18 protein-coding genes and 12 pseudogenes are annotated in these 25917 nt (G+C 35.1%); 25 read left to right on the top strand and 5 right to left on the bottom strand.

Going from position 1 to position 25917, the window contains the following annotated elements:
- Positions 1-3 precede the first annotated feature (3 nt).
- Positions 4-1006, bottom strand: a protein-coding gene (locus tag OPR35_RS04745; protein ID WP_230608967.1) for an IS630 family transposase whose coding sequence is annotated in 2 segments (ribosomal slippage) — positions 4-495 and positions 497-1006 — 1002 coding nt in all. Because the reading frame shifts where the segments join, the coding sequence is not laid out codon by codon here.
- 107 nt (positions 1007-1113) lie between these two features.
- Here OPR35_RS04745 and tnpC point away from each other — a divergent pair.
- The 8 genes and pseudogenes from tnpC to tnpA (OPR35_RS04705) all read left to right on the top strand — a co-directional run.
- Positions 1114-1915: pseudogene (gene tnpC, locus OPR35_RS04740) on the top strand (IS66 family transposase); the annotation flags it as partial.
- A 493-nt stretch (positions 1916-2408) separates the two neighbouring features.
- A complete protein-coding gene (locus OPR35_RS04735; RefSeq protein WP_052264913.1) occupies positions 2409-3839 on the top strand; it encodes an AAA family ATPase in 1431 nt (476 codons plus the stop codon).
- Between the two features lie 57 nt (positions 3840-3896).
- Positions 3897-4559: a BRO-N domain-containing protein gene (locus OPR35_RS04730; RefSeq protein ID WP_265024746.1), complete on the top strand. Its 663-nt coding sequence runs from the start codon at positions 3897-3899 to the stop codon at positions 4557-4559.
- Complete coding sequence (locus OPR35_RS04725; protein WP_264706404.1) at positions 4553-4735, top strand: hypothetical protein; 183 nt, start codon at positions 4553-4555, stop codon at positions 4733-4735. The genes OPR35_RS04730 and OPR35_RS04725 overlap by 7 nt, the downstream gene beginning before the upstream one ends.
- Before the next feature lie 81 nt (positions 4736-4816).
- A pseudogene (locus OPR35_RS04720) lies at positions 4817-6047 on the top strand (IS256 family transposase).
- Between the two features lie 28 nt (positions 6048-6075).
- Positions 6076-6471 (top strand): annotated as a pseudogene (locus OPR35_RS04715) (integrase core domain-containing protein); the annotation flags it as partial.
- Positions 6472-6867: 396 nt separating this feature from the next.
- Positions 6868-7870 (top strand): IS630 family transposase gene (locus tag OPR35_RS04710; RefSeq protein WP_230608967.1). Its coding sequence is split into 2 segments (ribosomal slippage): positions 6868-7377 and positions 7379-7870, totalling 1002 coding nucleotides; the frame shifts between segments, so codons are not numbered across the junction.
- Positions 7871-8038: 168 nt separating this feature from the next.
- Positions 8039-8457 (top strand): annotated as a pseudogene (gene tnpA / locus OPR35_RS04705) (IS200/IS605 family transposase).
- Positions 8458-8473: 16 nt separating this feature from the next.
- Here tnpA (OPR35_RS04705) and OPR35_RS04700 read toward each other — a convergent pair.
- Positions 8474-8620: a hypothetical protein gene (locus OPR35_RS04700; protein WP_007302910.1), complete on the bottom strand. Its 147-nt coding sequence runs from the start codon at positions 8618-8620 to the stop codon at positions 8474-8476.
- 225 nt (positions 8621-8845) lie between these two features.
- Here OPR35_RS04700 and secA point away from each other — a divergent pair, with 225 nt between their 5' ends.
- The 4 genes and pseudogenes from secA to OPR35_RS04680 form a co-directional block, all read left to right on the top strand.
- Complete coding sequence (secA, locus tag OPR35_RS04695; RefSeq protein ID WP_265024745.1) at positions 8846-11497, top strand: preprotein translocase subunit SecA; 2652 nt, start codon at positions 8846-8848, stop codon at positions 11495-11497.
- A gap of 220 nt (positions 11498-11717) precedes the next feature.
- Positions 11718-12245: an IS4/Tn5 family transposase DNA-binding protein gene (locus OPR35_RS04690; protein WP_052264825.1), complete on the top strand. Its 528-nt coding sequence runs from the start codon at positions 11718-11720 to the stop codon at positions 12243-12245.
- 362 nt (positions 12246-12607) lie between these two features.
- Positions 12608-13174: an IS4 family transposase gene (locus tag OPR35_RS04685; RefSeq protein WP_230609092.1), complete on the top strand. Its 567-nt coding sequence runs from the start codon at positions 12608-12610 to the stop codon at positions 13172-13174.
- Between the two features lie 135 nt (positions 13175-13309).
- Positions 13310-13690, top strand: a pseudogene (locus OPR35_RS04680) (transposase); the annotation flags it as partial.
- 8 nt (positions 13691-13698) lie between these two features.
- Here the strand turns inward: OPR35_RS04680 and OPR35_RS04675 are convergent.
- Positions 13699-14130: pseudogene (locus OPR35_RS04675) on the bottom strand (IS4 family transposase); the annotation flags it as partial.
- Between the two features lie 81 nt (positions 14131-14211).
- Between OPR35_RS04675 and OPR35_RS04670 the strand changes: the two are divergent.
- A protein-coding gene (locus tag OPR35_RS04670; RefSeq protein WP_230608967.1) for an IS630 family transposase occupies positions 14212-15214 on the top strand; the annotation gives its coding sequence in 2 pieces (ribosomal slippage) (positions 14212-14721 and positions 14723-15214; 1002 coding nt in all).
- Positions 15215-15230: 16 nt separating this feature from the next.
- Here OPR35_RS04670 and OPR35_RS04665 read toward each other — a convergent pair.
- Both OPR35_RS04665 and OPR35_RS04660 read right to left on the bottom strand, forming a co-directional pair.
- Positions 15231-15452, bottom strand: a pseudogene (locus tag OPR35_RS04665) (IS4-like element ISWosp2 family transposase); the annotation flags it as partial.
- Positions 15453-16281: pseudogene (locus OPR35_RS04660) on the bottom strand (IS630 family transposase).
- Positions 16282-16343: 62 nt separating this feature from the next.
- Between OPR35_RS04660 and OPR35_RS04655 the strand changes: the two are divergent.
- The 12 genes and pseudogenes from OPR35_RS04655 to OPR35_RS04600 all read left to right on the top strand — a co-directional run.
- Positions 16344-16799 (top strand): annotated as a pseudogene (locus OPR35_RS04655) (ankyrin repeat domain-containing protein); the annotation flags it as partial.
- A gap of 81 nt (positions 16800-16880) precedes the next feature.
- Positions 16881-17299 (top strand): annotated as a pseudogene (gene tnpA, locus OPR35_RS04650) (IS200/IS605 family transposase).
- 84 nt (positions 17300-17383) lie between these two features.
- On the top strand, positions 17384-17695 hold the full coding sequence (locus OPR35_RS04645) for a hypothetical protein (protein WP_230609094.1): 312 nt from the start codon (positions 17384-17386) through the stop codon (positions 17693-17695).
- Positions 17692-18936: pseudogene (locus tag OPR35_RS04640) on the top strand (phage terminase large subunit family protein); the annotation flags it as partial. The gene OPR35_RS04645 and the pseudogene OPR35_RS04640, both read left to right, overlap by 4 nt.
- A gap of 83 nt (positions 18937-19019) precedes the next feature.
- Positions 19020-20022, top strand: a protein-coding gene (locus OPR35_RS04635; RefSeq protein ID WP_230608967.1) for an IS630 family transposase whose coding sequence is annotated in 2 segments (ribosomal slippage) — positions 19020-19529 and positions 19531-20022 — 1002 coding nt in all. Because the reading frame shifts where the segments join, the coding sequence is not laid out codon by codon here.
- A gap of 14 nt (positions 20023-20036) precedes the next feature.
- A pseudogene (locus OPR35_RS04630) lies at positions 20037-20606 on the top strand (terminase gpA endonuclease subunit); the annotation flags it as partial.
- Positions 20599-20823 carry a gpW family protein gene (locus OPR35_RS04625; protein WP_265024744.1) on the top strand — a complete coding sequence of 75 codons (225 nt, stop codon included), beginning with the start codon at positions 20599-20601 and terminating at the stop codon, positions 20821-20823. The pseudogene OPR35_RS04630 and the gene OPR35_RS04625, both read left to right, overlap by 8 nt.
- A 26-nt stretch (positions 20824-20849) precedes the next feature.
- The gene (locus OPR35_RS04620) at positions 20850-21881 is read left to right on the top strand and encodes a PDDEXK nuclease domain-containing protein (RefSeq protein ID WP_253309293.1); all 1032 of its coding nucleotides are present in this window, start codon (positions 20850-20852) and stop codon (positions 21879-21881) included.
- Complete coding sequence (locus OPR35_RS04615) at positions 21881-23293, top strand: phage portal protein (RefSeq protein WP_265024743.1); 1413 nt, start codon at positions 21881-21883, stop codon at positions 23291-23293. Before OPR35_RS04620 ends, OPR35_RS04615 begins: the two co-directional genes overlap by 1 nt.
- A 14-nt stretch (positions 23294-23307) precedes the next feature.
- Positions 23308-24357 carry a S49 family peptidase gene (locus OPR35_RS04610; protein ID WP_265024742.1) on the top strand — a complete coding sequence of 350 codons (1050 nt, stop codon included), beginning with the start codon at positions 23308-23310 and terminating at the stop codon, positions 24355-24357.
- A gap of 77 nt (positions 24358-24434) precedes the next feature.
- Positions 24435-24803, top strand: a complete 369-nt coding sequence (locus OPR35_RS04605; protein WP_265024741.1) for a head decoration protein — start codon at positions 24435-24437, stop codon at positions 24801-24803.
- A gap of 37 nt (positions 24804-24840) precedes the next feature.
- Complete coding sequence (locus OPR35_RS04600) at positions 24841-25845, top strand: major capsid protein (RefSeq protein WP_265024740.1); 1005 nt, start codon at positions 24841-24843, stop codon at positions 25843-25845.
- Positions 25846-25917 lie beyond the last annotated feature (72 nt).

Raw genomic sequence — 25917 nt, 5'->3', positions numbered from 1 at the left:
TTACTAATCGAACAAATAAGAAACATTACAAACTCGTTTAATAGTAGTGCTGGAAATACTGACAATAAAATTACACAGAACATCTGCAAGTAAGCCTATGGTATCGTAGACTCTGTTACGTAAAGTATTGTATTTGATATATTGCCACAACCTCTCAACAGGATTCAGTTCCGGTGAATAAGGAGGCAAGTATATAATGGTAATGTTTTCCTGAAATTTCAAACTTTTTGATCTATGCCAACTTGCACAATCCATTACAAGAAAGGCTTTTTTCGTGCCTAAATCTTTCGACATCTGCTCCAGAAATATATTCATACAATCAGTGTTTACATATGGAGCAAGTAGGCTGATTTTCTTACCACTTCTTGGATTTACCGCACTGTAGATATAGAAATTTTGTCTACCAATTTTCATTTTAACCTGCGTTCTGACCCCTTTTTTAAACCATCCGTGTCCGATTTTTGAATGAGTTCCAAATCGTGATTCATCAAAAAAACACCTCTTTTTCAGGGTGGGAATTGACTATTTTATTGAAGTATTTTTTAAACTCTTCTTGCTTGTTTTTATCTTGTTTATGGTGCATTGGCCTCGGTGTTATATAAGAAAATTTCATCCTTTGTATCTCACGGTGCACTGTTGATTTGCTAATGTTTAGGCCAAATTCCTCTGAGATTTTTATCTGCACTTCCTTAATAGTAATATTTGGATTTCTTTCTACCCATATTTCAATTTGCTCACGTTGATTTTTCTTTAATTTGCTTTTTCTTCGCCGCTGAGACGGGGCAAATAATCTTTCTACTCTACCAAATTTTAGATGCTTTATCCATTCAGTCAAAGCAGTCCTTGAAATTTTACATATTCTTGCCACAGCGCTTATACTACTTTCTTTTCCTGCTATCACCGCTTGTAACTTTTTTGAAACATATGCGTTATTTCTGACCTTTTTTAACATTTCTTTCGCCAAATTTACAACTTTTTCGTCTAATAGTTTTGACCTTAATGCCATTTATACCTCTCTATTTTATCTACTTTATTATCACTTCTTTCCCATTATTGTCTATCTGTTCTTTGCATAGTGGGAATTGGTATGAGAAATGTTATAACCCCAGCATTAACATGAGTATAAGTGTTGGTAGTGTGTCCAACAGCGAAGCAAGGGTCTCATCAAAATGTAAAGAAGTCTATGAACAAATAGAGGAAGAAATGAAAGCAAGCGAAATTTTGCATATTGATGAAATCAGTCACTACAACAAAGGCAAGTTGGGATGGTGCTGGATGTTTGCCAACAATAACGCAAGTCTTATGAAGTTAGCAGATACAAGAGGAATGAGGTTTTTAAAGAATAGTGCATTTTGTGATTACAAAAATCGTGTAATTACCGACAGATATGCAGTTTACAACTACTTCAGTGATGAAAAACGACAAATTTGTTGGGCTCACTTGTTGAGAAATTTCGAGAGGTTATCTCATAGCTGGAATAGTGAAGTAATGAGACTTGGCAATTGTTTAAAAGATGCAGCTAATGGATTATTTGCATTAAAAAATGCTTTGTCAGAAAATGAAATTAGTATTTCAAAGTTCACTAAGCAATCTAAAGAGTTGCGAAGATTTATGCAGTACTGCATGATAAAAATATCTTATATACTTGAAGCAAAAGGAGCTTCACGAACGGTAAAGGGTATTATAAAATCCGAGCCAATGATGTGGACATTTTTGGATGACCCAAAGAATATTCCATTAACGAATAATCATGTTGAACGACAAATACGGCGTTATGTTGTCTATCGTAAGAATTCATATTTTGCACAGTCAGAGCGAGGGAATAGATTCCTTGAGCGGATAATTTCTCTGTATCTCACTTGGAGACAAAAAAAAGTTAAATCCATTTCAAAACCTTTTATCTATTGTCTCTTAAGCCGCACCTCTGAACGGATACCCGTAATTGGGTTTTAAAGCGATTCTACAACCTCAGGGTACAACTATACCACCAAGACCTAAGTTACTCACATAGGGTAGCTTAAAACTCGATTATGAGGTACTTCTAAATTATCTTTTACCTTAAACTTTCACTTACTAGAAAGAGCCCTGTTCAATTTTATTATGTTTTTTATTCCTTGTAAAATATTTTTTCAAAAAAGTGAACAGTTTTTGTAATTTCGGTGAAACAAGAGCTGGTTTTGGAGGTCTTATTGAAATATAACGACTTTTATCTAAAATTCTTAAGTTGAGTTTTTAGGTAATCTGTATAAATAATTTGTAGATGAAGCTAAAGGAAAAAAGTTTTGCCATAAACATAAGCTACAAAACCCTCTCAATAATTCAAGATGGAGACAAAGATCTAAATTTATTTATTTACGTCTCTAATTTTATCTCGTATAATGGAGACAAAGATTTATATTTTGTGTTTTATGTCTCCATTATTTATTGGTAGAAAAACTGAGTTAAAACAACTACTGGAGCTTACAGAAAAAAATACTGCATCTTTTGTAGTAGTCAAAGGAAGGCGTCGTATAGGAAAAAGTCGTTTAATTCAAGAGTTTGGTAAATACTTCGAGCAATATTACTCCTTTATAGGTTTGCCACCAGAAAAGCATACTACAATGTCCTACCAACTTAATGAATTTTCTAGACAAGTTGCTAGACAATTTAATACATCTTTTGCTAGGTATGATGACTGGAGCGATTTACTATGGGCAGTTGGTGAACGTCTACTATCAGGAAAAACATTATTGCTGTTTGATGAAATTTCTTGGATGGGCTCAAAAGATCCAACCTTTTTAGGCAAAATAAAAAATTTTTGGGATACGCAGCTAAAAAATAATAACAAGTTAATTTTCGTTGTTTGTGGATCAGCTTCATCCTGGATCGAGAAAAATATACTTAGCAGCACTGGTTTCGTAGGGAGAATATCGTTAACTTTAACACTCGGAGAATTATCACTTTCTGATTGCAATGAATTTTGGCCGAAAAATATTTCAGCATATGAAAAATTTAAGGTGCTTGCAGTAACTGGCGGAATTCCAAAGTATTTAGAGGAGGTAAATTTTAAACATAGCGCTGAAGAAAATATTAAAAGGCTTTGTTTTACAAAAGGTGGGTTTTTAGTTGAAGAATTTAATCAAATATTCTCAGATTTATTCATGCGAAAAACGGCTTTTTATAAGCAAATAGTCAGAGCTCTTTCTACTGGAGCTAAAGAACAAGAAGAAATTTGTGCTACTTTAAATATCGTAAGACATGGACGCATTTCTGAGTATCTATATGAACTTGAGCTTGCTGGTTTTATTGCAAAGGATCATACTTGGAGTATAAAAACTGGTACTGATTCACGACTCAGGAGGTACAGACTTCAAGATAATTATTTAAGGTTTTATCTAAAATATATCGAAAAAGATCTAGGAAAAATTAGTCGTGACACCTATTCTATAGGGTTCTTACCAGAGTGGTATACAATTATTGGGCTTCAATTTGAAAATTTGGTGCTGAACAATAGAAAGAGTATACATAATATCTTAGGAATTGATAGAATAATAAGCGAGAATCCATTTTTTCAGAAAAGAACACGTAATAGTGCAGGTTGTCAAATTGATTATATGATTCAAACGAAGTTTAACACTCTCTACATTTGCGAAATCAAATTTTCAAAAGATAAAATTGGTCATTCAATAATACAAGAGGTACAAAAGAAAATAGATGCACTAAATCGTCCAAAAGGCTTTTCATGTCGTCCAGTCCTTATCCACGTTAATGATGTAAGTGATGATGTTATAGATAGTGGTTACTTTTCACACATAATTGATTTTGGAAAATTATTAAATTGTAAGTCATGGTTTTTCTGACTTTAAAATAGTGTCTTTTTAGTTTTTATGTTTATTCTTAACTTATAGAGGTTGCTTATGACTGATACTTTAACTTTAAAAGAGGGAGATATTGAAACTACTGCTTTTGATAATAGCAATTTTACTAGAGTATTACACGATGGAGAATGGTGGTACGTAATAACAGAAGTAATAGCTTTTCTGACAGGTAGTAAGAACCCATCTGACTATCTAAAAAAGATAAAAAGCAGAGATATAGGGCTTTCTGAAGGATGGGGACAATTTGTCACCCCCCTTGAAATTAAAACAAAAGGTGGTAAACAGAATGTTAATTGTACAAATGTTGAGGGGTTGTTTCGTATTTTGCAGTCTATTCCTTCCAAAAGAGTTGAACAATTTAAACGTTGGCTTGCAAAAGTCGGGTATGAAAGGCTACAAGAATATGAAAATCCTGAGCTTGCACTCAAACGAATCTATGCCGATTATGCTGCAAAAGGGTACCCTCAGGAATGGATACAAAAGAGAATAGAATCGATAGCTGTCAGAAATCAACTAACAAAAGAATGGGGTAACAGAAATATATCTGACCACAATAATAAGTATATTGAAGGTAGGGAATACGCAATATTGACAGACGTAATTTCTGAGGGAACGTTTGGAGTAAAAACAAAGCATCATAAGGAAATAAAAGGCTTGAGGAAACAACCACTAAGAGACCATATGACACTTTTAACATGCTAGGAGAACAGGCTACCATTGATGAAATAAAAGATAAAGATGCACAGGGCTATAATAAAAATTTAGAAGCGGCAAAGGAAGGAGGTAAGAACGCAGGCACAGCAAGAGAGGCATTTGAAAAAGCTAGAGGTGTGAAAGTCGTTTCTTCAGATAACTTTTTAAAGAGGATTAAAGATTAAAGTTCTCACTGGGAATGTTCAAAAAAGTGTGTCAAATCGAAAAAAAGTAATAAATTGATATAAAAAAATGGAGGTTTGAAAATGAGTCAGAAAATAGTAAACAGAACTAACGGATTGGTAGATTATAAAGAGTTGGAAACAAATATCCTGTCGTCTATACGAGAAGGAAGACCGTTGACAGGAAAGGAGGGAGCATTAACGCCATTTATAAAAAGGCTGCTTGAAGCTAGTCTAGAGGGTGAAATAGAACATCATTTATCTGCTGGAAGTGAAGAAAACAATCGTAGAAACGGGAGGAATGGCAAGACTTTGAAGACAAGCGCAGGTTCATTTGAACTATTGACACCAAGAGACAGAGAAGGAAGTTTTGAACCACAAATAGTGAAAAAAAGGCAAACAAGCTTACATCCAGAGCTTGAAACGAAGATTTTGAGCACATTTGCCAGTGGTATGAGCTATAGAGATATAGCGTCACACGTTGAGGAAATTTATGACCACAAAATATCTGCAGCAGAAATATCCAATATCACCGACAAATTACTGCCGTTAATCAATGAATGGCGCAGTCGTCCACTGCAATCTGTATATCCAATAGTATTCATGGATGGCATGTTTTTCAAAGTCAAGGAGGACGGGCATTGCGTAAGTAAATGCATGTATAATATATTAGGCATAGATCAAAATGGCAGAAAAGAAGTACTAGGCTTTTATTTAGCCGAAAGTGAAGTTCTGGTTAGGAGTGTTAAATGACCTAAAAGAGAGAGGGGTAGAGGATATTCTGATTGCATGTGTTGATGGTCTAAAAAGTTTTCCTGCGGCTATAAATAGTGTATTTCCCAAAGCAGAAGTACAAATATGTATAGTGCATCAGATAAGAAATTCATTGAAATATGTATCCAGCAAAGATGTGAAAATTTTCATGAATGATTTGAAAAAAATATATCGTGCTTCAAGTAAAGAAATCGCTGAAAATTATTTGCTTGAGCTGGAAGAAAAATGGGGTGAAAAATATCCTTTGGTCATAAAATCGTGGCAAAACAATTGGGAAAATTTGTCTGGTTATTTTAAGTATTCTGGCCCTGTTAGAAGGCTAATTTATACCACCAATCCAATTGAGGGGTTGCATAGATGAATCAGGAAATTCATTAAAACCAAGGGCTCATTTACCAGTACAAATGCCTTGTATAAGTTGGTATATTGTGCTATAAAAAAAGTGGAGCAAAAGTGGATTATGGCTCTCCCTAATTGGGCTTTAACTATGTCTCAACTTGACATCTTCTTTCCCAACAGATTGAAAATTGAGTTGAACTAAAAATGCGGCTTGACACACTTTTTTGAACATTCCCGATCGTGGTACAGAGTATTGTGGCAAGCCAGGAAATCATGCGTACCAGTTATATTTGGGAGTAGAAAATATTGATCATTCTAGAACCAAAGCTTACTCTCCACAGACTAATGGTATATGTGAAAGGCTTCATAGAACTATGCAAGATGAATGTTATAATATTATTTTTAGGAAAAAGATTTATAGTACTTTGGAAGAACTCCAGTTAGATATCGATCATTGGTTGCATTCTTACAATAGAGCTAGACCTCATTCCGGTAAATATTGCTATGGTAAGACTCCTATGCAGACCTTTTTTGATAGTATGCATATTGCTTACCAAAAAAATATTGATAACATTAAAACAGATTCTGATATCGGTTTTGACTTCGTCGATTCTTCTGTCAGTTAATTTATGCCTGTCAGATTAAGTCTAAACTATTACATAGTTTCACGCCACCTACCCAGTAAGCAAGTTCTTTGTAGATCTATCCCAGGAGAGATGGGAGCTCCTGGTTTTGACGTCGTTTCAGCCCTTTCGACACTTCATCAGTGGTTCATTTTCATTCGCCTCTCTATTTCGTACATGACACGTATTTGTGCCTTTATCCATAACTCTCACTACCTTGACTCTTTATCAAAGCAGCTTATGGTTGTTTAAAGCCTGCTCTTGCAAGCCGACTGTGAGGGACCTTTCCCTCATCTATTGTGCAGCTTAAGCACTTATACCAATTCCCACTATGCAAAGAACAGATAGACAATAATGGGAAAGAAGTGATAATAAAGTAGATAAAATAGAGAGGTATAAATGGCATTAAGGTCAAAACTATTAGACGAAAAAGTTGTAAATTTGGCGAAAGAAATGTTAAAAAAGGTCAGAAATAACGCATATGTTTCAAAAAAGTTACAAGCGGTGATAGCAGGAAAAGAAAGTAGTATAAGCGCTGTGGCAAGAATATGTAAAATTTCAAGGACTGCTTTGACTGAATGGATAAAGCATCTAAAATTTGGTAGAGTAGAAAGATTATTTGCCCCGTCTCAGCGGCGAAGAAAAAGCAAATTAAAGAAAAATCAACGTGAGCAAATTGAAATATGGGTAGAAAGAAATCCAAATATTACTATTAAGGAAGTGCAGATAAAAATCTCAGAGGAATTTGGCCTAAACATTAGCAAATCAACAGTGCACCGTGAGATACAAAGGATGAAATTTTCTTATATAACACCGAGGCCAATGCACCATAAACAAGATAAAAACAAGCAAGAAGAGTTTAAAAAATACTTCAATAAAATAGTCAATTCCCACCCTGAAAAAGAGGTGTTTTTTTGATGAATCACGATTTGGAACTCATTCAAAAATCGGACACGGATGGTTTAAAAAAGGGGTCAGAACGCAGGTTAAAATGAAAATTGGTAGACAAAATTTCTATATCTACAGTGCGGTAAATCCAAGAAGTGGTAAGAAAATCAGCCTACTTGCTCCATATGTAAACACTGATTGTATGAATATATTTCTGGAGCAGATGTCGAAAGATTTAGGCACGAAAAAAGCCTTTCTTGTAATGGATTGTGCAAGTTGGCATAGATCAAAAAGTTTGAAATTTCAGGAAAACATTACCATTATATACTTGCCTCCTTATTCACCGGAACTGAATCCTGTTGAGAGGTTGTGGCAATATATCAAATACAATACTTTACGTAACAGAGTCTACGATACCATAGGCTTACTTGCAGATGTTCTGTGTAATTTTATTGTCAGTATTTCCAGCACTACTATTAAACGAGTTTGTAATGTTTCTTATTTGTTCGATTAGTAATGGAATTTGGTATTAGTTTGCTCATTTCTGATCTTTCTTTGTGTCTCTACGGCACACCCCATCCTTGGCAAACTAATTTTATTGTCCCAAATTTGGGAGAAAAACCCTGGACTTGAAGTCCATCCTTTTAAGAATATAATTTTAAGGTGAAAAATCTGAAAGAATGTGGAATATTATAGAAAAAGCAGTCACTCTGTATATATATCACATAGTGTGGATAACAAAATATCGATATCCAGTACTAGTTGGAGATATTGGAAAGAAAGCTAAAGAAGTTGTACAAGAAGTATGTGCAAATAATCAAGTAGAAATTATCAGAGGTAGAGTTGCGTCAAGTCATGTACACGTATACGTTTCTGTACCCCCATACTTAAGTATTAGTAAGTTAGTGCAGTTAATAAAAGGAAAAAGTTCCAGAAAAATCCAGCAAAACTTTCCAGAGCTAAAAAAGAGATACTGGGTTGTGGGCAGTAGGCTACTTTGTCAGGACTAGCGGAAATGTAACTGACGAAATGATAAAAAATTATATTGAAAATCACTCTAAAAAAGAAGATAAATTTGGTGACTTTCAAGTCGAAAGTTAGCATTCTATGCTCTCTCTCAATCTTTGGATTTTAATCCATAGTGGTTGAATGAAGAATCTTTAAACCCTTTTGTACCAAATTTTAATGAAGCAAAAAATTCTTCTAATTCTTCAAAAGGACAACTATTTTTCTCTAATTTTACTTTTATAATATTGCTTAACATTGTAACTCCACTAACCGTTTTATACATGTAGCTTAAGACTATTTTAATAATTTATCAAGAAAGTTTAATTATTAATTATAATATTTAATAAAATAAATAGACTCTTTTACATTTCATCTGCAAGAATCTTTTCCTTAGTTTGTAAATAAAGATTTTCTGAATCTAATTGCCGCAGGTTACGTTTAGTAATATAATCTCATATTAAATAAAACTTTACCTAAGTTTATGCCAGACTCTACGTTAGTTTTAACAACTATTCTTATATTCTTCATCTTTACGTTGTCACTTTTTTTTATAAAAAGGATATTTGGATCAACGAACAAGAAGATAATAAAATCCTTCAGAAAAATTGCTCAGCAGATTAATGCGCTAGAGCAAGAAATGCAGAGCTTATCTGATGAGGATCTTGCTAGTAAAACTGCGGAATTAAAACAAGAACTGAAAAATGGAAAAACACTAAATGACCTTCTCGTACCTGCATTTGCGGTTGTACGAGAAGCATCACGAAGATTCCTTAACATGAGGCATTTCGACGTTCAGCTAATTGGTGGCATGGTTCTCCATAATGGCATGATATCAGAAATGAAAACAGGAGAAGGAAAGACACTCGTCGCAACTTTAGCTGCATATCTAAATTCTTTAGAAGGAAAAGGTGTGCACATCGTAACTGTTAACGACTATCTTGCAAAACGAGATACAGAGTGGATGAGTAAATTATATAATTCTCTTGGAGTTTCTGTTGCATTTATTACAAATAATTTGACAGACGACGAGAGAAAAAAGGCTTATAGCGCAGATATCGTATACTCAACAAATAATGAACTTGCCTTTGATTATCTACGAGATAATATGAAATTTTCTCAAGAAGATATGGTTCAGAGAGGCTTCAATTACGCGATAGTAGACGAAGTAGACTCTATACTGATTGATGAAGCGCGTACTCCGCTCATTATTTCTGGCCCACTTGAGGAAAATAATCAGATATATAAGCATATCAATAAAATAGTAATCAAATTAGTTGATTCTGACTATGAAGTCGATGAAAAGAGTAGAGCAGTGTTCCTCACTGAAAATGGCATTTCACGAGTGGAGGAATTACTAAAATCGTATAACATCATTCCTGAAAATTCCTCGCTCTATGATACTAGCAATATTATACTGACTCATTATATAGATCAAGCACTTCGTGCACATAAGCTGTTTACTGCTGATAAAGATTATATAGTGAAAAACGGTAAGGTGGTAATTATTGATGAGTTTACTGGGCGCATGATGGAAGGTAGGAGATATTCTGATGGTCTTCACCAGGCATTGGAGGCAAAGGAGAATCTTGAAATTCAGCATGAAAGTCAAACTTTAGCATCAGTCACATTTCAGAACTACTTTCGTATGTACAACAAACTTTCTGGTATGACAGGAACAGCAGTAACAGAGGCAGAGGAGTTTCATGATATATATAGATTAAATGTAGTAAAAATTCCAACTAATGTGTCTGTTAAAAGAATAGATGTTGACGATGAAATTTATGGCACAGAAAAAGAAAAATTTAGTGCTGTATTGAAGTTCATAGAAGAATGCCACAAACGCCTACAACCAATCCTTGTTGGTACGTTAAGTATTGAAAACTCTGAAAAACTTTCTGCGCTTTTGCAAAGCTATTCTCTTAAGCATTCAGTACTAAATGCTCGTTATCATGAACAAGAAGCGTACATAATAGCGCAAGCTGGAATACCAGGCAGCATTACTATAGCAACAAACATGGCAGGACGTGGAACTGATATTCAGCTTGGTGGAAATGTTGAAATGATTGCAAAAATAGAGCTCGAGAAAATAAAAAATGCTGATGAAAGAGAAAAAAAATATCAAGAAATAGTCGAAAGAGTAAAAAAAGATAAGGAAATTGCTATAAAAGCTGGTGGCTTATGTGTTATCGGAACCGAAAGGCATGAAAGCAGGAGAATAGATGATCAACTGCGTGGCCGTTCTGGTCGTCAGGGTGACCCTGGACTTTCTAAGTTCTTTCTATCACTTGAAGATGATTTAATGAGAATATTTGGCTCTGATAGAATGAGGAATTTTTTACAAAAAGTGGGACTAAAGAACAATGAAGCTATTCATCACCCATGGATTAATAAAGCACTTGAGAAAGCACAGAAGAAAGTTGAAGTTAGAAATTATGATGTGCGGAAGTCTTTGCTAAAGTTTGATGATGTAATTAACAATCAACGTAAGGTTATTTTTAAGCAGAGAAATCATATTTTAAACAATGAAATCAATGATTTAGTTGAAGTATATAGTGAAGTAAATGAGGATATAATAGAAGGTATAGTACAAAGTGGTTATTACGAAGATTATGTTGAAGATATTGCAAAAGAATTCCACATAAGATACGGGATAACGCTTAATCTAGCAGAGTTTTTGAATAAACAAGAAGCCTTGGATTATATAAATGACAAAATACAAGAATTTTTTACTGAGAAAGAAAAATATTTCAATAGTCAACAAACTACAGATTTGTGGAATACGATAGTGAAACAAGTGATGATCATGACACTTGATCATTTATGGAGGGAGCACCTTTCGGTCTTAGAGAGCCTAAGACAAAGCATAAATTTGCGTGCCATGGGGCAAAAAGACCCACTGAATGAATTTAAACGCGAAGCTTTCTTAATGTTTGAGTCGATGCTTGAAAAGTGGAGGGAGCTTACCATTCACCGCCTAGCGCACTTTAAGTTGCTAGACAATCAAGAAATAGGCAATAGGTCACGCTCTACTAAAAATAGCAGACTTCCAAAAGTTTCAAGAAATGACAAGTGCCCTTGTAACTCTGGAAAAAAATACAAACACTGTCACGGTGCAGTTGCCGTAGTGAATTAGTTGTTGCAAGCACATTATAGCTGCTATAGCTAACCGAAGTCAGATCTGCTCGAGCACTCTGAAAGACAAAATCAATAGCCGAATTAATATTGGGCCAAAAGGTTTGTAGAGACTTTCTTATGGCGTGCTTGATCAGAACTTCTCAATCGGATTCAAATCTCACTTTTACCCACAAATAAAAAAGTGAGTAAAATGGATACCAAATAAATTTGGGATTAAAATGAGTGAAGTAAGTACAAATGTGCAATATACTGATGGCTTAGGGGATAAATGGCTGGAAAGAGAGTTAAAACACGTTAATTTAGGAGATACAAGACTTCATAAGAGACTTATTAAAACAGGCTATTGTATAGAGGGTAAGGTGTCTGGATCAATTAATCAAAGCTGTAGTGGATGGAAAGAAGCTAAGGGTGCATACAGATTATTTAGCAATGAAAAGCTTAAGGATAAGGAAATTTATTCTTCCCATTACAAAGAAACTATGGAGAGAATGAAAGGAAATCAGTTTGTTTTGTCAGTTCAAGATACAAGTTATTTGGATTTTGACTCTCATATAAAAACCAAGAGGCTAGGTAGTATTTCTAAAGCTTATACGAAGCATAAAATGGGTTTACTGTTGCACAGTGTCTTAATAGTCAGCAAAGACGGATTACCTTTAGGTCTATCTCTCAACAATGTTGGGCACGTTCTATTAGGGAAAAAGAAACGGCACAAGAAAAAGCAAACAGGAAATACCGTACCTCCATAGAAGAAAAAGAAAGTTATAAGTGGATAACAGCTCTCAAAGAAAGCATAAACAACCTTCCTGCAAATGTATAACTTGTTACCCTTGGTGATAGAGAGGCAGATATCTTCAAATTTTTATGGATCACTGAGACATTAGGTAGTTTTTATGTAATCCGTAATCGAACTAATAGAAGATTTATCTGTACTGAAATTGGAAAAACAGATTTGCAAACACGCATCACTCAACTGCCAGTAAAGAAGAAAATTTCTCTAGAAGTTAATAAAGGTAGAAACCAAAGATCAAGGAAAACTAATATTGAAGTTAAGTATATGAAAGGCTATATACCTATCAGATCTTCTTCAATTTATGGATAAAAAGACACAGTGCATAAAATAAGTGATAAAATACCTGTATATGTGGTAAGTGCAAAAGAAACAAATCCTCCTGAAGGATTGGAAGCTATTGATTGGACTTTGCTGACTAATGTACCAGTTAATAGCACTTTAGATGCTATAGAAAGGATAAATTGGTATAAGCTAAGATGGAAAATTGAGGAGTATTTCACGGTTTTAAAATCAGGATGTAAAATAGAAAGCTCTCGTTTAACTACAAAGGAAAGGCTACAGAAATTAATTGCTATAAAGAGCATTATTGCATTTAAAATTTTATATTTAACAAAAGTCGCTTTATCAAATCCCATGGAAACCTGTACTAAAATTTTAAGCAATGAAGAGTGGAAGGCCCTTTTCATACGTGAGCATAAAGTAGCTATATTGCCAGAAGAACCTCCAAACATAAAACAAGCTATTATTTGGTTAGGAAAATTAGGTGGATTTATGAATAGAAAAAGTGATAATTTACCAGGGGCTATGACTCTATGGCGGGGCTATGAAAATCTTAAGGAGAGCATAGTTATGCTTCACATCATGACCTCTCAAAATTGTGGGTAAAAGTGAGGATTTAAATCTGGCGAGTATGGAGGTAAGAACAAAATTTTACACCCAATATTTTCAAGGTAATGTTCAAAAAAGTGTGTCAAATCGAAAAAAAGTAATAAATTGATATAAAAAAATGGAGGTTTGAAAATGAGTCAGAAAATAGTAAACAGAACTAACGGATTGGTAGATTATAAAGAGTTGGAAACAAATATCCTGTCGTCTATACGAGAAGGAAGACCGTTGACAGGAAAGGAGGGAGCATTAACGCCATTTATAAAAAGGCTGCTTGAAGCTAGTCTAGAGGGTGAAATAGAACATCATTTATCTGCTGGAAGTGAAGAAAACAATCGTAGAAACGGGAGGAATGGCAAGACTTTGAAGACAAGCGCAGGTTCATTTGAACTATTGACACCAAAAGACAGAGAAGGAAGTTTTGAACCACAAATAGTGAAAAAAAGGCAAACAAGCTTACATCCGGAACTTGAAGCAAAGGTTTTAAGCACATACGCTAGTGGCATGGGGTATAGGGCTTACTATTACCCACAAATATAAAGTTCAGTAGCAAGTCTCCATCCTTCTGCTAAATCAAAAAGACGTCTCCACCCTTTCCAAAGAGTAATGGGACCTGGTTCTGGATCATTTTTCCTGGCTAAATGACCTCCAAGTTGGGCGATCCATGAAACAGCTTCTTTTATAGTAGGGGTTATATTTGGGTATGACTTTACTTTATGTATTTTGACGTATAAAACTTTCCATTCTTCTTCAGCTAATAATGTAGTACATGGTAGTGTTGAATCAGTTCTTGCAATTGTTGTAATGAAGAAAATTCTCCAAGCAATAATACTCATGACTGTTAGATATCGCATTAATCTTTCTGCTGTTACCAGTCTACATTCTTCAACTTTAAGGCCAGATTTTAAAATTTTATGTAAGACTTCTATTTTCCACCTAAGACAATACCAATTAATACCAATTCCCACTATGCAAAGAACAGATAGACAATAATGGGAAAGAAGTGATAATAAAGTAGATAAAATAGAGAGGTATAAATGGCATTAAGGTCAAAACTATTAGACGAAAAAGTTGTAAATTTGGCGAAAGAAATGTTAAAAAAGGTCAGAAATAACGCATATGTTTCAAAAAAGTTACAAGCGGTGATAGCAGGAAAAGAAAGTAGTATAAGCGCTGTGGCAAGAATATGTAAAATTTCAAGGACTGCTTTGACTGAATGGATAAAGCATCTAAAATTTGGTAGAGTAGAAAGATTATTTGCCCCGTCTCAGCGGCGAAGAAAAAGCAAATTAAAGAAAAATCAACGTGAGCAAATTGAAATATGGGTAGAAAGAAATCCAAATATTACTATTAAGGAAGTGCAGATAAAAATCTCAGAGGAATTTGGCCTAAACATTAGCAAATCAACAGTGCACCGTGAGATACAAAGGATGAAATTTTCTTATATAACACCGAGGCCAATGCACCATAAACAAGATAAAAACAAGCAAGAAGAGTTTAAAAAATACTTCAATAAAATAGTCAATTCCCACCCTGAAAAAGAGGTGTTTTTTTGATGAATCACGATTTGGAACTCATTCAAAAATCGGACACGGATGGTTTAAAAAAGGGGTCAGAACGCAGGTTAAAATGAAAATTGGTAGACAAAATTTCTATATCTACAGTGCGGTAAATCCAAGAAGTGGTAAGAAAATCAGCCTACTTGCTCCATATGTAAACACTGATTGTATGAATATATTTCTGGAGCAGATGTCGAAAGATTTAGGCACGAAAAAAGCCTTTCTTGTAATGGATTGTGCAAGTTGGCATAGATCAAAAAGTTTGAAATTTCAGGAAAACATTACCATTATATACTTGCCTCCTTATTCACCGGAACTGAATCCTGTTGAGAGGTTGTGGCAATATATCAAATACAATACTTTACGTAACAGAGTCTACGATACCATAGGCTTACTTGCAGATGTTCTGTGTAATTTTATTGTCAGTATTTCCAGCACTACTATTAAACGAGTTTGTAATGTTTCTTATTTGTTCGATTAGTAATGGAATTTGGTATAACTTTTTCAATAGCTTCATCAAAAGTATTAACTGAAAGATTCGTTAAAAGCATCCACTCTAGTGGTGTTGATTCAGGAGGAGGATTTTTCTCAATAACTTGAACTACATAGAGCGGTAGGTCAGGTAGCTCTTCTTTATGTCTTAATCTTATATTGCCTCTATCTGGGTTCATAGTAAATTTTCCAAATCTATAGCATTTCTCATATATAGTCCGAACAGGTCATAGGAAGGCAGAATCAACAGCACGACGAAAGGATTCGAATAGAGGAATGTTTTTCCTGGCTCTGTTTTTTATAGCAAACCAATAATGCTCAATTTTGTTGAAATCTGGAGAATATGGAGGAAGATATAAAATTTCTGCACCAACTCCTTTAGCAAATCTTATTAGACTTATGAAAAGTAGCATTATCAAGGATAACAGTTTGTCCAGGTTCCAAAATCGGTGTCAGAAACTGCTCAAACCATTTATTAAAGATATCCATATTGCAGTGGCCTTTAAAGGTTAACGGAGCAATTATTTTTCTTCCACTTAAGGCTGCAACCATGCTAATTCGTTGAGTTTTCTTTCCAGATTTTAGGGCATAAAACCGCTGTCCTTTCTGGCAATACCCATAGGTTCAGTGTTATCAATGCCAGACTCATCTATATACACTAATTCTTTAGGTTCTTTTGTTGCTATAACCTTTGAAAATTGAGCTCGCTTTTCTTCATTTCTTTCTTTATATCCGTAGGTCTTTTTTTTCTTGTGAATCCTATATTTTTAAGTGCTCGATGAATTGTTTGTCTACTAATATTGCCCCAGCATCTCTGACTGAGTTTTGCCACCTTGCTCATTTGCAAATTCGGCAAATGCATTCCAGTCGGTAATTTTATGCCACGCTTCCAAGCTTTTTTGATTGAAAATCTCCCGTTTTCTCACGTCTTTTCTTCCACTCATATAAAGTTGTTTTTCCAATCTTAAATCTCTTGGCAACAGTTTCTCCACTCTCTCCTTCATCCAATGCTTCCATTACCTTTTTCCTTAAGTCATAACTATATGCTGCTGGCATGCTTACCATCACTACTATAAATCCATATCTTACCTTTTTTGGACTATTATGAGAAGTGCTATAACTTACAAGATTATGAAAATAAAACACCATTACATTATGCTGAAAGACTTAAAACAATAGAGGTTTTACTAACGCGAGAAGATATAGATCCTTTGATTAGAGATGATAAAGGCAAAACACCATTTTGTTATGCAAGAGAAAGGAATAAACAAGATATAGTGGAAATTTTAATGAGTAGTAAATATGGAGAAGATAAAAACAGTTTACTTCATTTAGCTGCAAAAAAAGGATATGAGGAGTTCCTAGAAGAGATTTTAGAAGAGGGAGTTGAAGTAGATATTTTAAACAATAAAGGAGAATCAGCGATATATCTTGCAGCAATAAATAGACATTTTAATATAGTAAAATTACTGCTAAAGAAAAGAGCAGATGCTACAGATGTTTTTCAGTACGCAATAACAACAAATAACGTAAAACTGATAAAGTTATTAAGCAAAGAAAATATAGTTTTATTGTCCCAAATTTGGGAGAAAAACCCTGGACTTGAAGTCCATCCTTTTAAGAATATAATTTTAAGGTGAAAAATCTGAAAGAATGTGGAATATTATAGAAAAAGCAGTCACTCTGTATATATATCACATAGTGTGGATAACAAAATATCGATATCCAGTACTAGTTGGAGATATTGGAAAGAAAGCTAAAGAAGTTGTACAAGAAGTATGTGCAAATAATCAAGTAGAAATTATCAGAGGTAGAGTTGCGTCAAGTCATGTACACGTATACGTTTCTGTACCCCCATACTTAAGTATTAGTAAGTTAGTGCAGTTAATAAAAGGAAAAAGTTCCAGAAAAATCCAGCAAAACTTTCCAGAGCTAAAAAAGAGATATTGGGTTGTGGGCAGTAGGCTACTTTGTCAGGACTAGCGGAAATGTAACTGACGAAATGATAAAAAATTATATTGAAAATCACTCTAAAAAAGAAGATAAATTTGGTGACTTTCAAGTCGAAAGTTAGCATTCTATGCTCTCTCTCAATCTTTGGATTTTAATCCATAGTGGTTGAATTGGAAAAAATGACAACTTTCCAACGTTTCATTTATTGAGCAATAAATATTTTGAAGAAAGGAAAATAGCAGACAAAAAAATAAAGAAATATATCAATATCATCTGTTTTTCTATAACAGTATGTGCAATAGCGATAGTGGGAATTTACCCTAACATTATAGCTGCAGTAATGGTGGGAATAGTTGCACTCATAGCTGCAATAGTAATGAGTAATTTAATTCAGAAGTATATAGAAGAAGCGCTTGAAAAGAAAATGTTTATTGAACTCGAAAGTGAGAAAACAAGTAGTCCTAATTTAAGTGATGTTGAAGTATCATCTAATGATGGTGAAGAGCTAGCAATATGATATACGCCACATCATTTTCTGAAGGTTTAAAACCAGATCCAGAGCTTAAAGTATCAGAGTGGGCGAATGAGTATCGAGTTCTAGCACCAACTGCAGCATCAGAGCCAGGAAAATGGAGAACAGAGAGAACGCCATACCTTAAAGAAATCATGGATTCACTATCTCCTTCTTCACCAACTGAAAAAATAGTATTCATGAAAGGAGCGCAGATTGGAGGAACAGAAGCTGGTAACAATTGGATAGGCTATATCATAGATCAGACACCAGGTCCAATGCTGGTAGTACAGCCAACAGTTGAAATGGGAAAACGTTGGTCAAAGGGAAGATTTGCGCCGTTAATAGAGAGTACGCCATGTTTAAAGAGTAAAGTAAAAGACCCAAGATCAAGAGATTCAGGCAATACTGTACAAAGTAAGGAATTTCCAGGTGGAATAGTAGTAATAACTGGAGCAAACAGCAGTGTAGGCCTCCGATCTATGCCAGTAAAATACCTCTTTCTTGATGAGATAGATGCCTATCCAGGAGATTCGGGAGGTGAAGGAGATCCAGTTTTACTCAGCATAGCCCGTACTAATACATTTGCACGACGAAAGATTTTTTTAGTATCAACGCCAACGATTTATGGAATAAGCAGAATTGAGAAAGAATTTGAAGCAACAGATAAGAGATATTTTTTTGTTCCCTGTCCGTATTGTAATTACTATCAAGTTCTAAAATGGTCACAAATAAAATGGGAAAACAACGACTCAAGAACAGCACATTATGTCTGCACTGAATGTAGCGGCAAAATAGAAAATCATCAAAAGACAGAGATGCTAGAACGTGGAGAATGGAGAGCTACAGAGGCAAAAGAAGGGGAGAAAAAAGGATTTCATCTTTCAAGTCTTTATAGTCCAGTTGGGTGGTATAGTTGGCAACAAGCAGTAGAGGATTTTCTGCATGCAAAGGAAAGTGAACAATTACTGAAAGTTTGGATCAACACAACGCTTGGAGAAACCTGGGTAGATAAGGGAGAAGTACCAGACTGGAAGCAATTATTCAACAGAAGAGAATTTTTTCCCGTAGGCACAGTACCAAAAGGTGAAGTGGTTCTCACAGCAGGTGTTGATGTCCAAAAAGATCGTTTAGAAGTAGAAGTTGTAGCATGGGGAAAAAGCCGCGAAAGTTGGTCAATAGACTACCGAGTATTTGAAGGAGATACAGGAGGAGGAGAAGTATGGGGAAAGCTTTCAGAGTTACTCATACCAATTCCCACTATGCAAAGAACAGATAGACAATAATGGGAAAGAAGTGATAATAAAGTAGATAAAATAGAGAGGTATAAATGGCATTAAGGTCAAAACTATTAGACGAAAAAGTTGTAAATTTGGCGAAAGAAATGTTAAAAAAGGTCAGAAATAACGCATATGTTTCAAAAAAGTTACAAGCGGTGATAGCAGGAAAAGAAAGTAGTATAAGCGCTGTGGCAAGAATATGTAAAATTTCAAGGACTGCTTTGACTGAATGGATAAAGCATCTAAAATTTGGTAGAGTAGAAAGATTATTTGCCCCGTCTCAGCGGCGAAGAAAAAGCAAATTAAAGAAAAATCAACGTGAGCAAATTGAAATATGGGTAGAAAGAAATCCAAATATTACTATTAAGGAAGTGCAGATAAAAATCTCAGAGGAATTTGGCCTAAACATTAGCAAATCAACAGTGCACCGTGAGATACAAAGGATGAAATTTTCTTATATAACACCGAGGCCAATGCACCATAAACAAGATAAAAACAAGCAAGAAGAGTTTAAAAAATACTTCAATAAAATAGTCAATTCCCACCCTGAAAAAGAGGTGTTTTTTTGATGAATCACGATTTGGAACTCATTCAAAAATCGGACACGGATGGTTTAAAAAAGGGGTCAGAACGCAGGTTAAAATGAAAATTGGTAGACAAAATTTCTATATCTACAGTGCGGTAAATCCAAGAAGTGGTAAGAAAATCAGCCTACTTGCTCCATATGTAAACACTGATTGTATGAATATATTTCTGGAGCAGATGTCGAAAGATTTAGGCACGAAAAAAGCCTTTCTTGTAATGGATTGTGCAAGTTGGCATAGATCAAAAAGTTTGAAATTTCAGGAAAACATTACCATTATATACTTGCCTCCTTATTCACCGGAACTGAATCCTGTTGAGAGGTTGTGGCAATATATCAAATACAATACTTTACGTAACAGAGTCTACGATACCATAGGCTTACTTGCAGATGTTCTGTGTAATTTTATTGTCAGTATTTCCAGCACTACTATTAAACGAGTTTGTAATGTTTCTTATTTGTTCGATTAGTAATGGAATTTGGTATCAATCATCATTTTATCGGTGAAAATGATCTTGAATATATGATAAGCATGATGGCAGTTGATGCAGGGTATGCAACGCAGGAAGTTTACAACTGGGTGAGAAGTATGGCAGTGAAAGGTGTAAATAAAGCACTAGTGCCGCTTAGTAGCCCAAGTAGAGTAGATATAACAGTTGGTGGTCAAAAGCTAAAGAGAGGAATAAAGCTCTGGCCAGTAGGAGTATCGATATTAAAGTCAGAGCTTTTTCAATTACTTAATGTTTTAAAAAACGGGGAAAAAGAAAAAGTGCCAGCAGGATATTGTCATTTTCCTGAGTATGCACCTGAATATTTTAAGCAACTAACGGCAGAGCAATTAGTCAGCAAGGTAGTAAAAGGATACACCAAACAAGAGTGGCAAAAAGTAAGAGAAAGAAATGAAGTACTAGATTGCCGAATTTATGCGAGAGCAGCATCTATTGCGCTTGGAATTGATCGTTGGCCAGAGAGTAAATGGAATAGTTTGAGTGGAAAAATAGGAAGTAAAAAACCTAAGAAAGTAAGACAGAGTAAGTGGCTGGAAAATGTATAACGAAGAGTATTTAGTTCAAGTCGAAGAAGCGATAAAGAAGCTGCAAAACGGAGAGCGAGTAGTATCAATTGCATATGGTGACCATGTAGTGAGATATGCTGAAGTTCAGATAAATGATTTACTAAACTTAAGACAACGTATTAAAGCTGAGCTAAAGATTGTTGGAATGAAACCGAAGAGAAAGATTATTTTTTCAACGAGTAAAGGGATCATATAATAATAAAAATCGTTGAAAGGAATTTTATGACAAAAGTTATAGCAAAAGAATACACAGAATTTTTAGAGCAGCTAAAAGAGCAGATTGCTACTAGTCGTTATAAAGCAGCATTAGCAGTAAATAGCAAACTCATTGTGCTTTATCACTATATTGGTACAGAGATCTTAAGGCGCCAAAAAGAACATGGTTGGGGTGCTAAAATCATAGATCAGCTAAGTAAGGATTTAAGAAGCGCATTTCCAGAAATGAAGGGGTTTAGTGCTAGGAATCTTACGTATATGCGCCAATTTGCTGCAGAATATCAAGATACTGAATTTACGCAGCAGGTTGCTGCACAATTGCCTTGGTTTCATATTGTAGTTATTTTAGATAAAGTAAAAGATCGAAAAGAAAGACTATTCTATTTTCAAAAGGCTATAGAGCACGGTTGGTCACGTAGTATAATGGTGATGCAAATCGAACGTGAATTGCACAAACGTCAAGGAAAAGCTGTTACTAACTTCAAAGATAAATTACCTTCTCCGCAGTCAGATTTAGCACATTATACATTAAAAGATCCATATATTTTTGATTTTTTGAGTATAGGAGACGATGCTCACGAAAGAGAAGTAGAAAAAGGTCTTGTAGGCCATGTGGAAAAATTTCTGCTAGAGCTAGGGGAAGGATTTGCATTTGTTGGTAGGCAATTTCACTTAGATGTTGGAAATAAAGACTTTTATATTGATTTATTGTTTTACCATTTAAAGTTACGTTGCTTTGTAGTAATCGAGCTAAAAGACAAAGATTTCAAGCCAGAGTATGCAGGTAAAATGAATTTTTATCTTTCAGCCGTTGATGATTTACTAAAGCACGAAACAGATCAACCATCTATAGGATTAATTTTATGCAAGTCAAAGGATAACGTACTAGCTAAGTATACACTGAAAGACATAAATAAACCGATAGGGTTGGCAGAATATAAAATTACTGAAAATCTACCAAAGAATATAAAGGCAGCTTTACCAACAGTAGAAGAGCTAGAGGCTGAGTTATCCAAAGTTTCAGATAAAGAAAAGTAATGCTACTCAAATCATTCAAGCAACTATTCAATAAACCAAAACCAAAAAGTTCTGCATGGGACGCTGCAGGATCAGGAAGAAGGATAATGTATTGGCAAGGAGAAACAGGAAGCATAAACAATTTGCTGTCTCAAAGCCTTGAGCACTTACGTAGTCGATCACGTGATATGGTGAGAAAAAATCCATATGCAGCAAATATCATTGATACAATAGTAAGTAACTCTATTGGAACAGGAATAAAACCACAATCAAAAGCAAGAGATGGAGAATTTCGAAAGAAAGTGCAAGAATTATGGCTAAAATGGACAGATGAAGCAGATAGCTGTGGAATAAGTGATTTTTATGGATTACAAGCTTTAGTGTGCAGAAGTATGATAGAGGGAGGAGAATGTTTTGTAAGGTTAAGAACGAGAAAGCTGGAAGATAGATTTTCTGTACCACTACAACTGCAAGTACTTGAGTCTGAACATTTAGACAATAAGAGCAATCAAACTTTAGCAAATGGTAATGTAATAAGAAACGGGATTGAGTTTAACAAGCTTGGGCAAAGAGAAGCATATTACTTATTTAGAGAACATCCAGGAGAAGGCTCATTTGGAGAATCAGTGAGAGTACCAGCAAACGATGTTTTACATATCTATAGACCACTAAGACCTGGGCAAATTAGAGGAGAACCATGGCTTTCTAATATACTGCTAAAGCTTTATGAGCTTGATCAATACGATGATGCAGAATTAGTGAGAAAAAAGACAGCGGCGATGTTTGCTGGGTTTATTACAAGACTTGATCCAGAAGCAAATATTTTAGGAGAAGGTGAAAGTAATGAGCAAGGAGTAGCACTATCTGGACTGGAACCTGGAACAATGCAGCTTTTAGACCCAGGAGAAGACATAAAATTTTCAGAGCCGTCTGATGTTGGGGGAAGTTATGAAGCATTTATGAGACAGCAACTGAGGGCAATAGCGATTGGTACAGGGATAACATATGAACAGCTAACAGGAGATTTAACAGGTGTTAATTATTCATCCATTCGAGCAGGGATGATAGAGTTTCGTCGTAGATGCGCTATGCTGCAACACAACATTATGGTATTTCAATTTTGCAGACCAGTATGGAGTAGATGGCTAGAGTTAGCAGTACTTTCTGGAGAACTGAGTACAGATGAAAAAGTAGTAAAAGCAGCGAAAGAAGAAGTAAAATGGATACCACAGGGATTTGATTGGGTGGATCCTTTAAAAGACCAGCAAGCACAGCAAATGGCAGTAAGGAATGGATTTAAGAGTCGATCGGAAGTAGTATCAGAAATGGGTTACGATGTAGAAGAAATTGATCAAGAGATTGCCGAAGATCAAAAGCGTGCTGATTCTTTCAACCTTCTCTTTGATTCTGATGTCAGAACACAAACAAAATAAATCTCATTTACATTATGAAAATTTTACAAACCAACTGGATGTGCAAGCCGATGATGATAGAGCAAAAAAGCTTTGACTTGTTGTCGCTATATAATGGAAAACAGCCTATATTTAAGAACTTAAAGCATTTTCATATAAACCCAAAAGGAATAGCAATAATACGTATTTATGGAGTTTTGACTAAAAAAACAGAAGCTTTTGATCATATTTTAGGGATGACTTCATATGAGAAGATTCGAGAAGAGATAGAAAAAGCTTTAATGGATGAAGAAGTTGAAACAATACTTTTGGACATAGATAGCCCCGGAGGAGAAGTAAACGGTATTTTCGACTTGGCTGATTTTATTTATGAATCAAGAGCAAAAAAGAGAGTTATTGCAATAGCAAATGATGATGCATATTCTGCTGCGTACGCTATAGCCTCTAGCGCTGAAAAGGTATTTGTGAGCAGAACTTCAGGGGTAGGAAGTATAGGAGTAATAGCAAGTCATATAGATCAAAGTGGGTTTGATGAAAAGCAAGGAATAAAATATACCACAGTATTTGCAGGAAGTAGAAAAAATGATTTAAATCCGCATGAGCCAATAACGTCTGAAAGTTTAGAAAACCTGAAAAGCGAAGTGAATCGTTTGTATGGAATGCTGGTTGAGCTAATAGCACGTAATCGAAACCTTTCTATAGAAGCAATCAAATCAACGGAAGCAGGGCTACATTTTGGCGAGAAAGCAGTAGAAATAGGTCTTGCAGATGGAGTTACAACATTTTTTGAATTTATCAACAATCATAAAAGTAGGAGTGTTAGTATGACAACTATTGAGGAAGGCTACGAGAACTGTCGTAGAGAAATTTTAGAGATAATAAGATTATGTAATATATCAAAGATGCCAGAAAAGATAGGAGAATTTATTGAGCAAAGCGTAAGTGTTGAGCAAGCAAGGGAAGTTTTAATGGAGTTACTTGCAGAGCGAACAGCAAAAGCTGAGATTTTCAGCGCTTTACCACAAAATTCATCAGAAGATTTGATTATACAAGTAGCTAAAACTCGAGCGCAATCAAGTATTTAAGTTTCTTTATAACCGCCGCGTACAATAACTACAAACATGGCGGTAGAACTAAAGGAGAAAATAAATGAGGAAATTTTATGAATTGTATAACTGAACAAAATAATCTAGGTGACCTATTAAAATATGAGGCATCAAGCCTGTATTCAAGAGATCAAATAACAGTAGCAAAAGGGCAGAACCTAAAGCTTGGTACAGTAGTGGCTCTCGATAAAGATAGCATGGTTAAGATAATAAATCCAACTGCCACAGATGGTACACAAACAGCGATAGGTGCAATAGTAAGTGATGTAAATGCGACAGAAAATGCCAAAGCAGTAATTATTACTCGTGGTGCAATACTAGCAGATCATGCAATTGTATGGCCAACAGGTATCACTGAAGAGCAGAAAGCTGCAGCAATAAAGCAACTTGAAGCACGAGGGATCATCATCCGCAAGGGAGCTTAAAAAAACTATTAAAAACACAAAAGGGGGGAAATAAAAAATGCAAAATCCATTTACAAATACAGCATTTAGCATGACGGCACTAACAAATGCGATAAATATATTGCCGATAAATTATGGACGAATTGAAAATTTAAATTTGTTTCCAAGTAGGTCAGTAAGATTTAGACATATTACCATAGAAGAGCAAAATGGAGTATTAAGTTTACTACCAACTCAGTTACCCGGAGCGCCAGCAACAGTAGGAAAAAGAGGAAAAAGAAAGGTAAGAACATTTACGATTCCACATATTCCACATGATGATGTAGTGTTACCAGAGGAAGTACAGGGAATAAGGGCATTTGGATCAGAGAGTGAACTTAAAGCGCTGGCAGATGTAATAACCGATCATTTGCAATTGATGAGAAACAAACATGCAATAACATTAGAGCATTTACGAATGGGAGCGCTAAAGGGAATCATTCTTGATGCTGACGGGTCAGAATTATTAAATCTGTACAATGAATTTGAAATCACACCAAAAGTAGTAAATTTTGCCCTTGGAACAGCAACAACTGATGTAAAGCGTAAGTGTCTGGAAGTACTCCGGCACATAGAAGATAACCTAAGTGGTGAATATATGACAGGAATTCATGCCTTGGTAAGCCCTGAGTTTTTTGATGCACTCACTTCTCATACTAAAGTGAAAGAAGCATATGAAAGATGGCAAGAAGGAGCAGCACTAAGGAATGATATGAGGTCAGGGTTTACGTTCTGTGGAATAACATTTGAGGAATATAGAGGACAAGCAACTGATCCTGAAGGAACCGTGAGAAGATTTATAGAAAAAGATACAGGTCATTGTTTTCCACTAGGAACAGCGAGCACATTTACAACATATTTTGCACCAGCAGACTTTAATGAGACAGTAAACACTCTTGGACAGCCACTCTATGCAAAACAAGAGCCAAGGAGGTTTGATAGAGGGACTGATTTACATACGCAGTCAAATCCTCTGCCAATGTGCCACAGACCTGGCGTATTAGTAAAAGTCGCTATAGCATAACATACTGGTAGAGTAATTACAAGTTGGTGAGGCACAGAACGACTCTACCGGTATGCGCTTTCTTAGCATGTA

It is taken from the genome of Wolbachia endosymbiont (group B) of Protocalliphora azurea, from assembly GCF_947251865.1.
Taxonomy (GTDB): Bacteria; Pseudomonadota; Alphaproteobacteria; order Rickettsiales; family Anaplasmataceae; genus Wolbachia.
The sequence above is the reverse complement of the archived record's forward strand: the minus strand, read 5'-3'. Positions and strand labels throughout refer to the sequence as shown.

Excerpts from the sequence above, each read along its gene's own strand:
- OPR35_RS04620 (WP_253309293.1), top strand. The coding sequence starts at position 20,850 with ATGACAAAAGTTATAGCAAAAGAATACACAGAATTTTTAGAGCAGCTA.
- OPR35_RS04600 (WP_265024740.1), top strand. The coding sequence starts at position 24,841 with ATGCAAAATCCATTTACAAATACAGCATTTAGCATGACGGCACTAACA.
- OPR35_RS04735 (WP_052264913.1), top strand. The coding sequence starts at position 2,409 with ATGTCTCCATTATTTATTGGTAGAAAAACTGAGTTAAAACAACTACTG.
- OPR35_RS04725 (WP_264706404.1), top strand. The coding sequence starts at position 4,553 with ATGCTAGGAGAACAGGCTACCATTGATGAAATAAAAGATAAAGATGCA.
- OPR35_RS04615 (WP_265024743.1), top strand. The coding sequence starts at position 21,881 with ATGCTACTCAAATCATTCAAGCAACTATTCAATAAACCAAAACCAAAA.
- OPR35_RS04690 (WP_052264825.1), top strand. The coding sequence starts at position 11,718 with ATGAGTGAAGTAAGTACAAATGTGCAATATACTGATGGCTTAGGGGAT.
- OPR35_RS04625 (WP_265024744.1), top strand. The coding sequence starts at position 20,599 with ATGTATAACGAAGAGTATTTAGTTCAAGTCGAAGAAGCGATAAAGAAG.
- secA (WP_265024745.1), top strand. The coding sequence starts at position 8,846 with ATGCCAGACTCTACGTTAGTTTTAACAACTATTCTTATATTCTTCATC.
- OPR35_RS04605 (WP_265024741.1), top strand. The coding sequence starts at position 24,435 with ATGAATTGTATAACTGAACAAAATAATCTAGGTGACCTATTAAAATAT.
- OPR35_RS04730 (WP_265024746.1), top strand. The coding sequence starts at position 3,897 with ATGACTGATACTTTAACTTTAAAAGAGGGAGATATTGAAACTACTGCT.
- OPR35_RS04610 (WP_265024742.1), top strand. The coding sequence starts at position 23,308 with ATGAAAATTTTACAAACCAACTGGATGTGCAAGCCGATGATGATAGAG.
- OPR35_RS04700 (WP_007302910.1), bottom strand. The coding sequence starts at position 8,620 with ATGTTAAGCAATATTATAAAAGTAAAATTAGAGAAAAATAGTTGTCCT.